The sequence below is a fragment of the Neptuniibacter sp. QD72_48 genome, from assembly GCF_047778065.1.
Classification (GTDB): domain Bacteria; phylum Pseudomonadota; class Gammaproteobacteria; order Pseudomonadales; family Balneatricaceae; genus Neptuniibacter.
This window is the reverse complement of record NZ_CP180547.1, coordinates 2375291-2391813: the sequence shown is the minus strand read 5'-3', so window position 1 is coordinate 2391813 and position 16523 is coordinate 2375291. Positions and strand designations below refer to the sequence as shown.

Annotated in this window: 15 protein-coding genes; 9 read left to right on the top strand and 6 right to left on the bottom strand. The window is 44.0% G+C overall.

What is annotated here, in order from left to right:
- Window positions 1–58: 58 nt before the first annotated feature.
- On the bottom strand, window positions 59–1600 hold the full coding sequence (gene mqo, locus ACMXYX_RS10710) for a malate dehydrogenase (quinone) (protein ID WP_415896477.1): 1542 nt from the start codon (window positions 1598–1600) through the stop codon (window positions 59–61).
- A gap of 435 nt (window positions 1601–2035) precedes the next feature.
- Between mqo and ACMXYX_RS10705 the strand changes: the two genes are divergently transcribed.
- Both ACMXYX_RS10705 and ACMXYX_RS10700 read left to right on the top strand, forming a co-directional pair.
- Complete coding sequence (locus ACMXYX_RS10705) at window positions 2036–2437, top strand: SMI1/KNR4 family protein (protein ID WP_415884081.1); 402 nt, start codon at window positions 2036–2038, stop codon at window positions 2435–2437.
- Window positions 2438–2440: 3 nt separating this feature from the next.
- Window positions 2441–2854: a tetratricopeptide repeat protein gene (locus tag ACMXYX_RS10700; protein WP_415896476.1), complete on the top strand. Its 414-nt coding sequence runs from the start codon at window positions 2441–2443 to the stop codon at window positions 2852–2854.
- Between the two features lie 76 nt (window positions 2855–2930).
- Here ACMXYX_RS10700 and ACMXYX_RS10695 read toward each other — a convergent pair whose 3' ends face one another.
- A complete protein-coding gene (locus ACMXYX_RS10695; protein ID WP_415884083.1) occupies window positions 2931–4691 on the bottom strand; it encodes a PHA/PHB synthase family protein in 1761 nt (586 codons plus the stop codon).
- Window positions 4692–5616: 925 nt separating this feature from the next.
- Here ACMXYX_RS10695 and ACMXYX_RS10690 point away from each other — a divergent pair.
- Window positions 5617–5865, top strand: a complete 249-nt coding sequence (locus ACMXYX_RS10690) for a glutaredoxin family protein (protein ID WP_415884084.1) — start codon at window positions 5617–5619, stop codon at window positions 5863–5865.
- Here ACMXYX_RS10690 and ACMXYX_RS10685 read toward each other — a convergent pair.
- Both ACMXYX_RS10685 and ACMXYX_RS10680 read right to left on the bottom strand, forming a co-directional pair.
- Window positions 5858–6655, bottom strand: a complete 798-nt coding sequence (locus ACMXYX_RS10685) for a TatD family hydrolase (protein ID WP_415896475.1) — start codon at window positions 6653–6655, stop codon at window positions 5858–5860. The two genes, ACMXYX_RS10690 and ACMXYX_RS10685, sit on opposite strands and share 8 nt — an antisense overlap.
- A 25-nt stretch (window positions 6656–6680) precedes the next feature.
- Window positions 6681–8645: a transglycosylase SLT domain-containing protein gene (locus tag ACMXYX_RS10680; RefSeq protein WP_415896474.1), complete on the bottom strand. Its 1965-nt coding sequence runs from the start codon at window positions 8643–8645 to the stop codon at window positions 6681–6683.
- 147 nt (window positions 8646–8792) lie between these two features.
- Between ACMXYX_RS10680 and ACMXYX_RS10675 the strand changes: the two genes are divergently transcribed.
- Window positions 8793–10685, top strand: coding sequence for an ATP-binding cassette domain-containing protein (locus ACMXYX_RS10675; protein WP_415905983.1), 1893 nt, complete (start codon window positions 8793–8795; stop codon window positions 10683–10685).
- Between the two features lie 7 nt (window positions 10686–10692).
- Here the strand turns inward: ACMXYX_RS10675 and ACMXYX_RS10670 are convergent, their stop codons facing one another.
- Window positions 10693–11133, bottom strand: coding sequence for a universal stress protein (locus tag ACMXYX_RS10670; RefSeq protein ID WP_415905982.1), 441 nt, complete (start codon window positions 11131–11133; stop codon window positions 10693–10695).
- 227 nt (window positions 11134–11360) lie between these two features.
- Here ACMXYX_RS10670 and ACMXYX_RS10665 point away from each other — a divergent pair, with 227 nt between their 5' ends.
- Window positions 11361–11879 carry a hypothetical protein gene (locus tag ACMXYX_RS10665; RefSeq protein WP_415884089.1) on the top strand — a complete coding sequence of 173 codons (519 nt, stop codon included), beginning with the start codon at window positions 11361–11363 and terminating at the stop codon, window positions 11877–11879.
- Window positions 11879–12103, top strand: coding sequence for a DUF1653 domain-containing protein (locus tag ACMXYX_RS10660; protein WP_415905981.1), 225 nt, complete (start codon window positions 11879–11881; stop codon window positions 12101–12103). Before ACMXYX_RS10665 ends, ACMXYX_RS10660 begins: the two co-directional genes overlap by 1 nt.
- On the opposite strand, the gene ACMXYX_RS10655 is transcribed toward ACMXYX_RS10660, so the two are convergent.
- Window positions 12100–12804: a DNA topoisomerase I gene (locus tag ACMXYX_RS10655; RefSeq protein WP_415884091.1), complete on the bottom strand. Its 705-nt coding sequence runs from the start codon at window positions 12802–12804 to the stop codon at window positions 12100–12102. The genes ACMXYX_RS10660 and ACMXYX_RS10655 overlap by 4 nt on opposite strands.
- A gap of 277 nt (window positions 12805–13081) precedes the next feature.
- On the opposite strand from ACMXYX_RS10655, the gene topA reads away from it, so the two are divergent.
- Genes topA through ACMXYX_RS10640 form a run of 3 tightly spaced genes read left to right on the top strand, consistent with a single transcriptional unit; the run spans window position 13082 to window position 16517 of the window.
- Window positions 13082–15721, top strand: a complete 2640-nt coding sequence (topA, locus tag ACMXYX_RS10650; RefSeq protein ID WP_415905980.1) for a type I DNA topoisomerase — start codon at window positions 13082–13084, stop codon at window positions 15719–15721.
- Between the two features lie 11 nt (window positions 15722–15732).
- Window positions 15733–16257, top strand: a complete 525-nt coding sequence (locus tag ACMXYX_RS10645) for a DUF6586 family protein (RefSeq protein ID WP_415896470.1) — start codon at window positions 15733–15735, stop codon at window positions 16255–16257.
- Between the two features lie 5 nt (window positions 16258–16262).
- The gene (locus ACMXYX_RS10640) at window positions 16263–16517 is read left to right on the top strand and encodes a hypothetical protein (protein WP_415884094.1); all 255 of its coding nucleotides are present in this window, start codon (window positions 16263–16265) and stop codon (window positions 16515–16517) included.
- The last annotated feature ends 6 nt before the right edge of the window (window positions 16518–16523 follow it).

Here is a 16523-nt window from a genome sequence, read left to right as displayed (position 1 = left end):
AAAGCCGGTCAGAAGACCGGCTTTAGGATTGGCTCTATATCATTATAGTTATATTCGACTAGGCTGCTGTGCCTTGATCTTGCAGGCTGCTATCAGCCTGCAGTTCAGTCTTTTTTATAGTATCAAGCCCCAGTGTAGATAAAGTGCGCTTACGCACATTATTTAGTAACGCTGCATCTTGAGTCAGATCCTGACCGTAAGATGGGATCATCGCATGAATCTTATCTTGCCACTCTTGTGTAGCAAGTTTTTCTGCGAAGCATGTTTCCACAATGTTGATCATCGTCTGGACTGCAGTTGATGCGCCAGGTGAGGCACCTAGAAGAGCAGCAAGCGTACCATCTTCAGCCGAGATTACTTCGGTACCGAACTCCAGCTTGCCTTTACCGTTCTCATCTTCTTTGATGATCTGCACGCGTTGACCTGCGTAAGAAAGTTCCCAGTCTTCATCTTTCGCATCAGGGAAGAAGTTTCTTAGTGCGTCTACACGAGAGCTGTGAGACTGCATTACTTCACTGATTAGGTACTTAGTAAGGTCCATGTTATTCATACCTACAGAAAGCATCGGCTTGATGTTGCCAAGGTTGATGCTTAGTGGCATGTCGAAGATAGAGCCTTTCTTCAAGAACTTAGTCGTAAATCCAGCGAATGGGCCAAACAGTAGTGCCTGTTCACCGCCGATGACGCGAGTGTCCAAGTGAGGTACAGACATCGGTGGGGCACCGATAGGTGCTGTGCCATAAACTTTAGCTAGGTGTTTCTTAACGATTTCTGGTTTACGGCAAACTAGCCATTGACCACTTACAGGGAAGCCGCCATAACCTTTACCTTCGGAGATGCCCGCTTTTTGTAGAAGTGGTAGCGCGCCACCACCAGCACCAAGGAATACAAACTTAGCGTTGATAACTTCTTTATCGCCAGTTTGGTCATTCTTAAGGGTGACCGTCCAGTTTTTATCTTGGTCTTGCTTCAGGTCTTTTACTGTACGGCTAAGTAGAAGCTCGAAATCATCTTGAGCTTCTAGGAAGTTCACCATGTTGCGTGCAAGCGAACCAAAGTTTACGTCGGAGCCGTAAGCAACACGAGTGGCTGCAACTTTCTCGCTTGGATCACGGTTTTCCATGACCAGTGGCATCCACTCTTTCAAGACTGCATGATCTTCACTGTATTCCATATCCGCAAACTGGTGCGTAGCACTCAATGTTTCATAACGATTGCGAAGGAATTCTACGTTCTTCTCACCCCATACAAAGCTTTGGTGTGGTACAGGATTGATAAATTGAGAAGGTTCAGGAAGGGCGTTTTGTTCTACGAGGTATGACCAGAATTGCAAGCTAACTTCGAAAGAGGCGTTAATCGCGAAAGCTTTAGTGGCATTGATCGTGCCGTCTGGCATTTGTGGCGTGTAGTTCAATTCACAATATGCCGCGTGGCCCGTACCGGCATTGTTCATGCCATCTGTACTTTCATGGGCGACATGATCTAGGCGCTCGATCATGCTGATTTTCAGGGAAGGATCTAGCTGCTTGAGCATGACGCCAAGGGTCGTACTCATAGCTCCCGCGCCGACTAGCAATACGTCTACTGATTTTGTGGTCATAGGAACTTCGCCATTTTAATAATAATAATGGTTTGTGAAGTAGCTGCGGGGATGGGGGCTTGTGGCCGCAACAGTCATGACTTTGGTGAGTCAGCTGTTATCACCCGAGACTTCTTTGTTCTGCAACACATAGAACATAATTTTATTACATTTTCTGGAGGTTGCAGGATGTTTGGCGCGAATTATACGGATTCTGTTGGCAATGTCTTGGGAAATAAGGCCAAAGGAGTTAGCAATTCGGATTAGATTAATTCTAAAGTATTACATATTTTGGCGTGTTGGCTGTCGTATGAAGTAATGTTTAAGGTCTTTGTGTATATAATTATTCTCTAAAGTTATTAAAGGGGGATATAACTGCTCTCTTTTATTTACTTCTCTGTTCTGCTCGACTAGTCTGCCTCCGAATCTGAGAAGCTTAAATACAGGAGCGCCTATATGGAAGATATTATTGAGTTGCTACAAGAACGTAATGTCGAAGTTCCTGTGCCTTTAGATCTGCCTGATGAAGATGATCTTGTAGAGATCGAAGAGCAGATTTTGATTTCACTCCCGGATGAGTATAAGCATTTCCTGCTTGAGGTAAGTGATATTGTTTGTGGTTCTATTGAACCGGCGACTGTGGCTGATCCAAGTTCGCACACTTTTTTACCTGAATTAGCTGCTACAGCTTGGGATATAGGTATGCCTCGAGAGTATATCCCGATCTGTGAGCATGCGAATGGCTATTACTGTATTACGCAAGATGCGGCCATCCTGCTTTGGCAACACGGTGATACGATTGAAGACGAGTGGCCATCTATTTGGAACTGGGCCAAAGACGTATGGTTGGAGAGTTAATTAATGAACAGACAAATATTTCAGCAGATTGAAGCTTTTGCTGAGTCGATGATGAAAGCGGCTGAGACGGATAACGAAAAAAAGTTTTATTCGGTTTATGCTGAATTGGAAGCTTTAGCTGAGCAGTATAAAGGAAAGAAGAACGATCACCCTGTGTTTTGGGAAACACTAGCTGACTTCTCAGAAGAAAACCAAGATGCGATCAAGCTCTATCAGCAAGCTTATCAGTTGGCTGATAGCTTAAAAGATACAGAGTATAAAGCGTCGATTCAATACTCTTTAGCTCAGCGCCTGTTTGAAGAAGGTCAAAAAGAGGATGCGCTCGAAGCTCTGGCTAAAGCAGAGAAATTTGCGGGATTCACTGAGGATCAGGAGCTTCAAGAAGATATTCAGCAGTTACGCTCTGAGATTGAATAATCGATACTGTCTAAAATATAAAACGGACTAAAACAAAAAAACGGAGCAGATGCTCCGTTTTTTGTTTCTAATTAACTTAGTCGATACGTACTGCTACATAACGACCTGGTGCTGCTTCGATAACGCTGTGCTCATCGTTACCTGGTGCGGTTGGAGCCGCAACTTTCTTACCAGCACGACGCTTCAACCACTCAGCCCAGTGAGGCCACCATGAACCTTCCTGACGCTCAGCCGATTCTAACCAGCTATCTGCACCGTTACCTAGTTCACCGTTGATCCAGTAGTTACGACGGTTCTTAGAAGCTGGGTTGATAACACCTGCAACGTGACCACTTGCGCCTAGAACGAACTCGTTTTTGCCTTTCAGTAGTTCGGTACCTTCGAAAGTACCTTTCCATGGAGCAATGTGATCTTCGATTGTAGATAGGAAGTAGCAAGGGATCTTGATCTTACCAAGATCGATCTTCTCACCGCAGATAGTTAACTGGTCTTTCTTAGTTAGACCGTTTTCCATGTACATGTTGTTGATGTAGTACGTGTACATGCCTGCTGGTAGGTTAGTAGAGTCACTGTTCCAGTACAGGATATCGAACGGAGGAGGCGTTTGACCTTTAAGGTAGTTGTTAACAACGTAAGACCAGATTAGATCGTTTGAACGTAGCATGTTGAAAGACGTAGCAAGCTCACGACCACTTAGGTAGCCCTGATTATTTACTTTGTCTTCCAGTTTCTTAATCTGTTGTTCGTCAATGAATACACATAGATCACCCGGGTCAGTGAAGTCTAGAAGTGTCGTGAAGAACGTTGCAGAAGCGATAGACGTATCTTTACGTGCTGCCATTACCGCTAGAGCAGTTGTTAGTAGAGTACCGCCTACGCACCATGCTACTGCGTTAACTTTATCGCTCTTAGTAATGTCTTGAACTACTTGGGTCGCTTTTAGGATGCCTTTTTCTACGTAGTCATCCCAAGTGATATGACCCTGTTCAATTGTTGGGTTCAACCAAGAAATAACGAAGGTTGTTTGGCCTTGGTCTACGCAGTATTTTACGTAAGAGTTGCTTTCTTGCAGGTCAAGGATGTAGAACTTGTTGATGCAAGGAGGCACGATCATTGTTGGGCGAGCGTAAGTCTCTTCAGTCGTTGGTTTGTACTGAATAAGCTGGAACATCTCGTTTTCAAATACAACAGAACCTTCAGTCGTTGCAATGTTCTCACCTAGAACAAATGCAGACTCGTCAGTCATAGAGATGCGGCCTTTTTCAGCATCACCTAGTAGGTTCTTAAGGCCATCAACTAAACTCTGACCTTTAGTTTCCAACGCTTGTTGAAGAACTTCAGGGTTAGTGATTGCAAAGTTGGTTGGAGACATCGCATCGATATATTGCTGCGTGTAAAACTCAAGTTTCTTCTGTTCTTGGTCAGAAAGATTTGCATTAGCTGCCATTTCCTGAAGAAGCTTAGAGCTTAGTAGGTAAGACTGCTTGATGTAATCGAAAACTGGGTTCTGAGACCATTCTTCTGCTTGAAAACGACGGTCGCCACGTGCTGGCTGTGCAACAGATTCGCTGCTTTTGCCTGTTAGCAGGTTAGTCCACAGGCTCATTTGGCTTTGCTGATAGTCAGTAATTGCACGGATCCAAACGGTAGGGTCTTCCCAAGAGCGGTTAGCTAACTCTGTCCAGGATTGCGTGAACTTAGTGAAAATATCATCACAGCCAGAAGCTGAGAACATCTCTAATACTTTCTGGGTTTCGGTGTTCAGGTAGTCAATAAACTCCTGAGGGTTGGAAAGTAGGTTGCTATTGTTGTCCATTGGGTCGCCTTTCTTTGTCATATCCGTCCTTCCATCTTGCCTGCTTCACATATTCTTAACGAGTATGGAATAGTGGAAATACAAGTTTTACGGTTTAGCTCACAATATCGCAACTTTTAATTGCGTTTTCGTGAATATATATGTCCAGCATATTCTTGTGCGGTGCAATGTATCAAGGTATTCCTTGGTCGATCACACTAAGGTGTTACGGCCTTGGTTCAATAAATGTCATACTGATTGTAGGTAAAACACTCGTTTTATGTGGTGATTTTAATTGCTCGTCAGGTTTCGTTCGTCAATCATATCCTCTATATGTTGCAGAAATTTATAACTCTATTCTTCTGTATTTCGCATCTGCTTTATGGTCCCTTTATGGATTGATTTGTCTTTCTTTAAATCCGGGCTTTGGTACTAAAGCGCTTTTAAAACAGAATGATGCACTGCTGCATAGGGAGTATTTATTAACTTTTAACCTAGAATATGTTTCAAGGGTTTAAGACCTGCACCTTTCAAGTACCACTTGCCTAATCAGCAATCTGTAGGACTGACACTCACAGAATTTAACTCTTCTGTGCGATCTTTGATGTCATCTAACTCAATAAGACATTTTGTTTAAAAAGGGCGTGGTCGGCTTTCCTAGGAGTCAAAAGACCAGTCTTCGCCGTATGTTATATAACGTTGAGAGTCTTAAGTGGCTAAGCCTATTTGGGCAAATTGCTCTATGGGTTACTTAACTTGACCATGATTAATCCATCAGTGTTGGTTTTTTTGCATGATCAATTCGTCATTGTTTAAACGTACGTCGTTGTTTTTCGGTATTATCTGGTTTTTATTCGCTATATACATTGACTGTGGACTATAGCATGCGGGTTGTAGGCATTCTGTGATCTAGCTCAGGTCTCCGGTCAAACGGTCTGAAATAAAAAAGTTAGCAAGGGTAAATAGAGTGAGAGAACTGGAATTGATGGGAACGGTAGGTTGTCATCTTTGTGAAGTGGCAGAGCAGTTGATAGCATCTTCTGTGGATATGCAGGCGTATGCTATTTATCAGGTCGACATTGCAGATGACGATGATTTGGTTGAACGTTATGGTGTTAAAATTCCAGTGTTGTTGGATTTAGAGAGTAAAGAGGAACTGGAGTGGCCTTTTGATCAATCCAAACTCCTAGAATTTCTTCAGCGTGTGTCTAATTGAGTCCAAAGAATTCGCATGTGGTTTGATAAACATCTTGCTGTAGCTGATCTAACTCTACGTCTCTTAGTTCAGCGACTTTTGTCGCTATGTGCGGCAGATAGATTGGAAGGTTGCGGCGAGATTTTGGTTTCGGTTTTATATCTCGAGGAAGAAGGTAAGGAGCATCCGTTTCAAGCATCAAACGATTGGAAGGAATGTCTTTGACCAGCTTTTGTAGATCTAATCCACGTCTTTCATCACAGATCCAACCTGTAATGCCAATGTGCATATCCAGATCAAGGTAGTTATAAAGCTCTACCTTAGTGCCCGTAAAGCAGTGTGCTACAGCATGGGGAATATGATCTCTATAGCTGTATAGCATCTCTAGTTGTTTTTTATGGGCGTCTCGCTCATGTAAAAACAGAGGCTGTCGGTGTGTACATGCGATTTCAAGTTGCTTTTCAAAAGCATTGATTTGCTGTTCCGGTGTAGAAAAATTTCGATTGAAGTCTAACCCCATCTCGCCCGCTGCGACGACACAGTCTTCTTTTAATAACGCGTTGAACTCTTGCAGTTGATTGCCTGTGTGATCTTTTGCGTAGTGGGGATGAATTCCCGCTGTGCAGTAGAGATGTTCAGGAAATTTTTGGCATAAATCGATAGCTTGTAAGCTCTCATCGAGTGTTGTGCCTGTAATGATTAGGCGTTCAATACCCTGTTCTAATGCTTGCTGGATTACATCTTCCCTGTCTTTATCAAAACTACTGTCAGTAAGGTTAACGCCAATATCAATCCAGCAAGGATTCGTCATACAGATATCTTCTTTTACTATTTGTTTATAAAGCGGTTTTCTTGCTTTGGTTAACGGCTAACAAGGCGATTTGCTTATCGTTAAGTAAGCTGGCCTGCCGACCTTCTAAGCGATCATAAATGACGCGGAATGCTAATACACTTTGAACATATTTGCGCGTTTCTTTAAACGGAATAGTTTCAATCCAGATGTCTAAAGGTAGATCGCCACGTTGTTTAAGCCACTTAGTTACACGGTGAGGGCCTGCATTATAGGCCGCTGCTGCATGGGCGGGGTTGTTATCGAATTTTTTCAGCATATCCCCTAAGTAGGCTGAACCCAGCGTAATATTAATCTCAGGTTTATCTAGCTCTGCATTTTTCTTATACGGAACTTTATGCTTTTTGGCTGTAAGTTTGGCTGTTTGGGGCATTAACTGCATTAAACCACGGGCGCCGACACGGGATGTAGCGTTAAATAGGAATGCACTTTCCTGACGGGCTATAGCAACAGGGAAGCTTAGATCGAGATCGTTCTTAAGCGCATGTTCTTTAAAAAGTTTTGCGTGGGGGTAAGGAAAGCGAAGATCTATATGGTCCCAACGCTCTGTTTTGGCAGCATTGATGATCGCTTGTAGGTGCCAACCCCAAGAGTTAGCTAGATAACCTGCAAGGTTCTTTTGCTGATCATCCATCTGAGACAGAGCGAGGCGCCATTCTCGATTCGCTTCGGTCAATCGACCTAGTTTGAATAACTCACCTGCGCGGGCTGCAGCAGGTAATTTGGCTAACTCATCAAGTTGCTCTTGAGTTACAGCATCTGATTTAGCGTTAAGCTGGAAAGGGCTTTTATTTAACTCTGCCGCTAAAAAACCGTAAAAGCTTCTGTCTTTCGCGACTTCGGCGATTTTTTCTTTTTGGTCGGTATTAGGCTTGAGATGCCTTTCAGCAATGAGAGACCAGTATTGCCATTTAGAATCTTTTTTCTCTTCTTCATTGAGATGACTAATTGCTTCTACAACCGTCTTCCAATCCTGTTTAGCTAAGGCATTACGAATACGTCGCTCTGTTAGTTCCTCAATGCGGTATTCAGGGTCAAGCTGCTTACTCAGCTTGATTGCTTGGCTGTGATAGGTCCAATTCAGCCGCTCGCCCATGTATAGGCTGACTTCATCTTGATCAACCTGCGGCATCAGCCCGTCGCGCTTTTTAAGCCAAGACTGAGTGGCTGTTATTGGTTGTTTACGATACCAGCGTTTATAAGCGATAGATGCCGCTATAGGGCGTTGAACTTTATCAATTTTATTTATAGTTGAGCCATCAACAAGTTCTGGAGAATTGTAAAGTGTCCAGAAAAGCTCAGCTTGTTGTTTCTGTTTTTTATCTTTGATCTTCTTGGTTAGGTAACGAGCGAGTTTGATCTCATTTTGTTCAACGCTCATCCAAAAACGCTGGGAAGCTTCATTCGTTGTCGGTCGACCGGTTGCCATCCAAGCTTTAAACAGCGGGTCGCATGCTTTAGGTTGGGATTTGCCTACCATCCATAGTTCACGCGCCTGATACAGTGCTGCTTTTTTCTGCTGAGAATTGCCATTGAGTAGCGCTGTTTGTTGTTGGCACTCGTAGCGAATGCTAGTAACTGGGTGGTTACTAAAATGCTTACGGTAGGTCGTCCATTTTTTGTTTTTCGCGAGGTGATTTAACCAAGTGCGGTTGAGTCGGTTAGCGATCGGTAGTTTCGGATATTTTTCGATAAATGCAGATACGTTTCCAGAATTGGATTTATACAGCCGTTTTAGCTCGTATTGATAATCTAAATAAGGTGCTAAAGGGTAATCATTAAGTGCTTTTCGAGCCTTCTTAAAAGACTGGGTTTTGTTCTGTTTTAGGTAGGTTTCAGCTTGCAAAAATTGTTTGCGTTGTTGTTCTATGGATGCGTAAGAAATCGGTGCTGTAATAAGTAGCGATGTTAAAGTGAACACACCGGTTGTTGTTTGCCAAAAAGGTTTCATTTTCAAGTCCTATGAATAATCCATTATCACTTTATACGATAGATTAACGGCTTAATTAAATAATAATTTACCTGAATGCAGCATTTTCATGCATATCTGTCGAAAATGAGTAAAATAGCGGCCTCAATGAACAAAAGCTGACCTATCATGCCTCTGATTCGACTCGATAAAATATCCATGGCCTTTGGCGCCAAACCTTTACTAGATAACGTTGATTTCCAAATTGATCCCGGTGAAAGGGTTGCTTTGGTCGGTATGAATGGTGCTGGTAAATCAACACTGTTAAAGCTGGTTGCAGGTCATCACAAAGCTGATGGTGGTGAGTTTTGGGTTTCGCCAACGTGTCGAATCGCAGAATTACCTCAGGCAATGCCAGCGGCAGATGAGCGTTTAGTACGTGATGTAGTTACTGCAGGTTTGGGTGATATCCAAAAGCTACGTCAGGATTACGATGAGCTTGCTGCATCTGAAAATGCAGACATGAAGGTGCTGGATAAGCTTCAGCATCAGATTGAAGCGGTTGATGGTTGGCATTTAGAGCAGCGTGTTCAGCGCGTCATTGAACAGTTGGATCTGCCTGGCGACAAATTAATGTCTGAGTTGTCAGGAGGTTGGCGTCGTCGCACAGCCTTAGGTGCCGCGTTAGTTCAGAATCCTGATCTTTTATTACTCGATGAGCCTACCAACCATTTAGATATCGAGACTATCGAATGGCTAGAGCAGCAACTGCTTGAATTTAAAGGTGGCCTGTTGATTATCTCTCACGATAGAGCGTTGGTGGATCGCTTGGCGACGCGTATCGTAGAGCTTGATCGTGGCGTGCTGTCATCGTTCCCGGGTAGCTATTCTGCTTATATGGATCTAAAGCAGAAGATGCTTGAGGACGAAGAGAAGCAGAATGCGCTATTCGATAAGCGTCTGGCGCAAGAAGAAACTTGGATTCGTCAAGGCATTAAGGCGCGTCGAACCCGTAATGAAGGGCGTGTCCGAGCTCTTAAAAAGATGCGTAATGAACGAGCGGACCGACGTGAACGAGGCGGTAAGGCTAAGTTCTCCTTAGAGGAGGCGGCTCGCAGCGGTAAGCTAGTTGCAGAGCTTAAAAATGTGTCGTTGGGGTATGCTGGCAAGCCATTGTTTAGTAACTTTGATTTTGTCTTGCAACGAGGTGATCGTATCGGTCTTATCGGGCCAAATGGTGCCGGTAAGAGTAGTTTGTTAAGCGTGCTTTTAGGTAAGCAATCTCCTGATCAAGGTGAAGTGAAGCTCGGTACGAATCTGAAAATTGCTTACTTTGATCAGTTACGTGCTCAGGTTGATCCAGAAAAAACAGTGATGGATAACATAGCTGAAGGTCGAGAGAGTATCAGCATCAATGGCCGTGATCGTCATCTGATCAGTTACTTGAATGACTTTATGTTTGCGCCTGAAAGAGCGCGAACGCCTGTAAAAGCGTTATCCGGTGGTGAGACAAACAGGGTTTTGTTAGCCAAACTCTTTAGTCAGCCTGCAAACCTGTTAGTGCTGGATGAGCCAACCAACGATCTGGATATTGAAACACTCGAATTGCTTGAAGAGATCATTCTAGATTTTGATGGCACGATTCTTCTAGTAAGCCATGACCGTTCTTTCTTGGATAATGTGGTCACTAGCACCTTGGTATTCGAAGGTGAAGGCGAACTGAATGAATATGTTGGTGGTTATCAAGATTGGTTGAGGCAGCGCCCGGAACCTGTCAAACAGGAGAGTAAGCAGCCTAAAGCTGAAAAGCCTCAAGTCAAAGAAGCGGCGCCTTCTCAGCCTGCGAAGAAGAAAAAGCTAAGTTACAAACTGCAGCGTGAATTAGATGAGCTCCCTGCTCAGTTAGAACTAGCGGAAGCGATGCTGGAAACGTTGCAAACGGAAACAGCCGCTCCTGATTTTTATCAGCAGAATCACGAATTCGTGAGTCAAAAACTCAGTGAATTACAGGACCAGGAATCACTGGTTGAGCAACTGATGGACCGCTGGGTCGAGTTGGAAGCGATGCAGGAAGGGGAGTAATCCCTTCCTAGTCTTTATCCTGAATTCTTACTGCTAACACATCACACTTAGCGCCATGTAGTACGCCGTTTGCGGTTGAGCCGAGTAGAAGGGCAATGCCGTGGCGGCCGTGGCTTCCTACAATAACCAGATCTATCTCATAATCGTCGGCAAGACGGTGGATCTCTGATTCGGTTTGACCAGTTACCACTAATTGTTCAGTTACCGGATAATCCAGTGTTTCGCAATAGCGCTTGAGTTTTTGCTGGGCGTGTTTATCTAGTTGTTCCTGGATTGAGGTTAGGTCCATCGGAACATCACCCCCATAAGCAAAACTGAGTGGTTCAATAACGTGAACTACATAGAGCTGTGCGTCGTTCGCTTTTGCAAGTTCATAGGCTTTACTTTTTAGCTGTTCAGATTCGTTTGAGAGGTCTAATGCTAAAAGTATCTTGGAATAAGTTCCCATAACTGCATCTCCACTAGCAAAATGTTTAAGGCTGTTGAGAGTGACTTACAAACTCTATTTAACAGATTAGCATAGAGCGTTGTAGTGCGTACTCTGGTAAACTCGCGGCAGCTGATTTCTATCAATATTTTAATAGGTTGTGTTATTTCTGGGTGTTTTACGCCAGTCATGTACAGTCTGCTATTCAATGTTTCCGCGCGTACGGTAATTGGGCTGAGGGTTTAGTAATGGAATGGATGATAATCGTCCTGATAATGATGTCTTTGTTAGGCTCAATGATGTGGGTCATGCCTACTAAAAAGCAAAAATACCAAGCATCTCTAAGGCTTAAAGCAAAAGCGCTGGGCTTCCAAATACAACTCGAAAAGATGAAGCCGCCTAGAGCACAGGGCGAAATGGAGCCAGATGAACGTAATATGACCGCTTATCGAGTTTTACGTGAAGGCTTAAGCCGTGAGCAGAAGAATAACTTCAACGCTTGGCAAGTTTTCCGAGTAGAGTCCATTGCTAATATCGGTTTGAATGCTGGTTGGTGCTGGGCTCAAGGTGAGCGCACGTTATCTGAGCCGCAATTAGATAAATTAAATGCGCTGTTAGAGGAGCTTCCAAAGGGGGTTTTCTCTTTAGAATCAACGCCAGCCTATGTCGGTGTTCATTGGGACGAGGCTGGAAATAGTGATAAAGGTGAAGAGATCATGGAATCTCTTTATCAACAGCTTAAAGAATTTAGTGAGGGCAATTTTTGATGTTACCACCAGTTGAAGTACCTGCAGGTCGTTACCAACACTATAAAGGGCCCGAATACGTTGTTTTAGATGTGGCGCGACATTCTGAAACTGAAGAGTGGCTAGTGGTATACAAGTTGGGCTACGGTGATGAATCTACTTGGGTGCGCCCGTTAGATATGTTTGTTGAGACGGTAACCCTAGAAAACGGTTCAGTTGTTCCTCGTTTTAAGAAGATCGACTAAAGAAGGCGATCTAAGGAGTCTGCAAGGGTGCCTTTGGAACGTGGTTTTCTTGGTTGGATCTCTTCAATCAGTTTATCTACGGTGTCCAAACGTGGTTTTTTAACCGTATGAGGGATATTTGCCCTTACTAGCAGAGCTTTTGCGTGACGATAATGGGAAACTGCCGTCATGGAGTCTTCGCTCTGTAAAAAACGGTTACCTTGGCTTACATGAGCATCAGCAACCACAGTTATACGTAGCCAGTACAACTCTTGCTGATAGCTACGAGCAAGCGTTAAAGTGATTTTTCCACCCCGTGCCAATTGAAGTACCAGTTTTTCAGCAAAGTTAATATAGATCTGCGCTCGCTTCAGTGCCTTATCGCTATCGAATACATCAGGAGAAGCAAATGCTTTATCAGCGGTGTCTTTCTGCTGGGTGAGAGAATTAAATAGTTCCGAGTCTGGTGCTAACATAGCAACCTCTTCAAGAAGAGAGGTTGCATGCTCATTAATCTTTTGAATAATTTCGGGCTTGCAGTCTGCTTCACGTAGTACAGCAATGGCCTGCAGAATATGTTCTGCCTGTCCTTTTAGCCAAGTAAGACGCTGATCTTTAGCGTCTTCCTGCTGCTCTCGAGTCGTAATTACAAAATTCACAGTAATGGCGACTAGGCCGACCACTGCGATAAGAATTACAAATAAAAGATTATCGTTAAGCATCAGTATTTTCTGGACGATTAAATTATTGTTAATTATGGTGATTATTGTGGCTTGTAAGTGCTGATAGGTAAAGTTCTTGTTGATCCATTGGTCTACTTTTATCGCAATTGCTGCTTGACCACAGCATTCTCAACACTTATATATGCTCCCAAATATTATTGTTAGTTAAGCGCTAAACTCGAAAGTGAACGGTTTTTGCACAGTAATATCGTGACAAGTTGCAAAAATAGATAGTTCGTCAGCGTTTAACCATGTAGCCCGAGGAAAGAAGGACGCTATGGGAAAATCCCTGGTAATCGTGGAATCACCCGCGAAAGCGAAGACCATTAACAAATATCTGGGTAATCAGTACGTTGTAAAATCCAGTGTGGGTCATATTCGCGACCTGCCAACCAGTGGCAGTACTAAAAAGAGCGATCCGAAAGAACGGGCTCGCCAAGCGGCACTGACGCGTAAAATGTCGCCTGAACAAAAAGTTATACATAAAAAGAAGAAGGCGCGTGAGCAGCTTATTGGACGCATGGGGATCGATCCTGATAAAGGATGGGATCCGCATTACGAGATTCTTCCGGGTAAAGAGAAGGTTGTTGATGAACTTAAACGTCTAGCTAAGAATGCTGACGAAATCTATCTCGCAACCGATTTGGACCGCGAAGGGGAAGCGATCGCATGGCACTTGCGTGAAGCGATTGGCGGTGATGATACGCGTTACCGTCGTGTTGTCTTTAACGAGATCACTAAAAAAGCGATCTCTGAAGCCTTTGAGCAGCCTTCTGCGTTGGATATGGATCGTGTTAATGCCCAGCAGGCACGCCGATTCCTTGATCGTGTAGTTGGCTATATGGTCTCTCCGCTACTTTGGGAGAAAGTGGCACGCGGTTTATCTGCCGGTCGAGTTCAGTCTGTTGCCGTTAAGTTGGTTGTTGAGCGGGAAAAAGAGATTCGTGCATTTATCCCTGAAGAATTTTGGGAAGTGCAGGCTGATACGCTAACGAAAGATAAAGTGGCACTGAAATTACAAGTGCATCGAATAAACGGCGAAACTTTCCGTCCAAGTTCAGAAGAAGAAACTAAAGCGCATTTAGAGCAGTTGCGTTCGGCTTCATTTGAAGTGATCAGCCGTAAAGATAGACCGACCAGCAGTAAACCTTCAGCTCCATTTATCACGTCAACACTGCAGCAGGCTGCGAGTACGCGCCTTGGTTTTGGTGTTAAGAAAACCATGATGATGGCGCAGCGTTTGTACGAAGCAGGTTACATCACTTATATGCGTACAGACTCGACAAACTTAAGTGCGGAAGCCGTTGCGAACTGTCGTGAGTACATTGGCGATCATTTCGGTAGTAAATACCTACCTGAAACGCCTAACAGCTATAGCAGCAAAGAGGGCGCTCAAGAGGCCCACGAGGCGATTCGTCCGTCTGATGTAAATGTGGAAGCTACTGCGCTGAAAAACATGGACAGAGACGCTGAGCGCTTATACGAGCTTATTCGTCGACAGTTCTTAGCTTGTCAGATGACTCCAGCGAAATTCCTAAGCACGCGTGTAACTGTGTCTGCTGGTGACTTTGAATTAGTTACCAAAGGTCGAATTCTACAGTTTGATGGTTACACACGCGTTATGCCTGCGAAGGGCAAAGGCGAAGAAGATATTATCCTGCCGGATGTTCAGGCTGGAGATAATCTAAATTTAGTCGATCTGTTGCCTAAGCAACATTTTACGAAACCGGCTCCTCGTTTCACCGAAGCAAGCCTAGTTAAAGAGCTTGAGAAACGAGGCATTGGTCGTCCATCGACATACGCAGCGATTATTTCGACGATCCAAGATCGTGGTTATGTAGAAGTTCAAAACCGACGTTTCTATGCTCAGAAAATGGGTGATATTGTTACAGAACGTCTAGGTGAAAACTTTTCTGACCTGATGGATTACAGCTTTACAGCACGGATGGAAGAAAGCCTTGATGATGTGGCTGAAGGCAGTGCTGATTGGAAAGCGCTTCTAGATCAGTTTTACGCTGACTTCTCTATGAAGTTGGAAGAGGCGCAGGATGCTGAGAATGGTATGCGCCCGAATGCTCCTACAGAGACCGATATCTCCTGCCCTGATTGTGGTCGAGATATGATGATCCGCACGGGCAGTACCGGTGTTTTCTTAGGCTGTTCCGGCTATAGCTTGCCACCAAAAGAACGTTGTAAGTGTACGATCAACTTAGTCTCTGGTGATGAGGTTGTTAGCGCTGATGGCGATGATGAGGAAGAATCTCGCATTCTGCGTAAGAAGCATCGTTGTAATTTATGTGGCTCAGCAATGGATTCTTATCTGATAGATGAAAATCGCAAGTTACATGTATGTGGTAATAACCCAGATTGTTCCGGTTTTGAAGTTGAGAAGGGTGAATATCGTATCAAAGGATATGATGGTCCTGTTCTAGAGTGTGATAAGTGCTCAGCTGAGATGCAGCTTAAGACCGGTCGTTTTGGTAAATACTTCGGTTGTACTGAGTGTAAAAATACCCGTAAGTTGTTGAAGAGCGGTGAGCCAGCGCCACCTAAGATGGATCCTGTTCCAATGCCTGAACTTCAGTGCGAAAAGGTAGAGGATACGTACATCCTGCGTGATGGTGCGTCTGGTTTGTTCTTGGCAGCAAGCCAGTTCCCGAGAAACAGAGAAACACGTGCTCCGAAGATTGTGGAAATACTGCCACATCAGGCTGAGATTGATCCGAAATATGAGTTCTTGTTCAGTGCGCCTAAGAATGACTCTGAAGGCAACCTGAGTGTCATTCGCTACAGCAGAAAGACCAAAGAGCAGTACGTTATGACCGAGGTCAATGGTAAAGCGACAGGTTGGCGTGCATTCTATCGCGATGGTAAATGGGTCGAAGAAGAGACCCGTAAAAAAGCGAAGAAGAAATAGTCGGGGATTTCATGAGCGGTATATATCAGGCACGCACGAATCAGAAGTTAAGCTTTACACGACTTCATCTAGAGCAACTTAAAAAAGCTCAAGATGACACTAGCTGGAGTAAGCATGCATTGATTGAGTCTTATAATGAATCAGTGCTGTTCCACCTAACATCAGCCTACGATGCTTTTTTACGCGAAATTGCTGAATGGTATAAGGTCGATACTGAAAGCTTTCAAGGTTATCGTGCGTTAGCTGCTGAAATGGGTAAGACTGGCGTCGAAAGCCCTGAATTGAGACAGTTAAGCAACCTAGAGTCCGATAATTCATCTTGGTTGCATAAAATGATGTCTGCTTATGAAGCATGCTGGCATGGTTCTGATGCTAAACAGACTGTGACTGAAACTAGCAGTGTTTCTGAAATACATGTGTTGCAGATCAACCCTGATCATGCAGAGGATGGTGAAATCATTACTGAGTATCAAACTTGGTTTGATTCACTCTCTGAATTAGTTAATCGCCTTAGAGAAGGCATGCAAGAGTGGTAAATTAAGTGTCAGGACTAACACCCGAGACTGTGCTTGAAATAATCGAACTTGATGAAGGCGGCTTAGCAATCCGAAATATGGATAGCGATGAAGAGCCGATGATTAAAGTTAATTTTTCTGATGCGCTTAAAGAACAATTAAGTGATCAATATCTAGATGTCGCTCGCGTTATGTTAACTGCAGGCATTCAGATGATGGCAGAATCTGGGGTGGGTTTAGAACAAGAGCCTGAAGAAGAGATCCCACCAACTATCCATTAAGTCATT

What these genes read in the sequence shown, in the direction of transcription:
- ACMXYX_RS10675 (WP_415905983.1), top strand. Translation starts at nt 8,793, where the DNA reads ATGCCTCTGATTCGACTCGATAAAATATCCATGGCCTTTGGCGCCAAA.
- mqo (WP_415896477.1), bottom strand. Translation starts at nt 1,600, where the DNA reads ATGACCACAAAATCAGTAGACGTATTGCTAGTCGGCGCGGGAGCTATG.
- ACMXYX_RS10660 (WP_415905981.1), top strand. Translation starts at nt 11,879, where the DNA reads ATGTTACCACCAGTTGAAGTACCTGCAGGTCGTTACCAACACTATAAA.
- ACMXYX_RS10655 (WP_415884091.1), bottom strand. Translation starts at nt 12,804, where the DNA reads ATGCTTAACGATAATCTTTTATTTGTAATTCTTATCGCAGTGGTCGGC.
- ACMXYX_RS10680 (WP_415896474.1), bottom strand. Translation starts at nt 8,645, where the DNA reads ATGAAACCTTTTTGGCAAACAACAACCGGTGTGTTCACTTTAACATCG.
- ACMXYX_RS10695 (WP_415884083.1), bottom strand. Translation starts at nt 4,691, where the DNA reads ATGACAAAGAAAGGCGACCCAATGGACAACAATAGCAACCTACTTTCC.
- ACMXYX_RS10705 (WP_415884081.1), top strand. Translation starts at nt 2,036, where the DNA reads ATGGAAGATATTATTGAGTTGCTACAAGAACGTAATGTCGAAGTTCCT.
- ACMXYX_RS10685 (WP_415896475.1), bottom strand. Translation starts at nt 6,655, where the DNA reads ATGACGAATCCTTGCTGGATTGATATTGGCGTTAACCTTACTGACAGT.
- topA (WP_415905980.1), top strand. Translation starts at nt 13,082, where the DNA reads ATGGGAAAATCCCTGGTAATCGTGGAATCACCCGCGAAAGCGAAGACC.
- ACMXYX_RS10645 (WP_415896470.1), top strand. Translation starts at nt 15,733, where the DNA reads ATGAGCGGTATATATCAGGCACGCACGAATCAGAAGTTAAGCTTTACA.
- ACMXYX_RS10700 (WP_415896476.1), top strand. Translation starts at nt 2,441, where the DNA reads ATGAACAGACAAATATTTCAGCAGATTGAAGCTTTTGCTGAGTCGATG.
- ACMXYX_RS10670 (WP_415905982.1), bottom strand. Translation starts at nt 11,133, where the DNA reads ATGGGAACTTATTCCAAGATACTTTTAGCATTAGACCTCTCAAACGAA.
- ACMXYX_RS10665 (WP_415884089.1), top strand. Translation starts at nt 11,361, where the DNA reads ATGGAATGGATGATAATCGTCCTGATAATGATGTCTTTGTTAGGCTCA.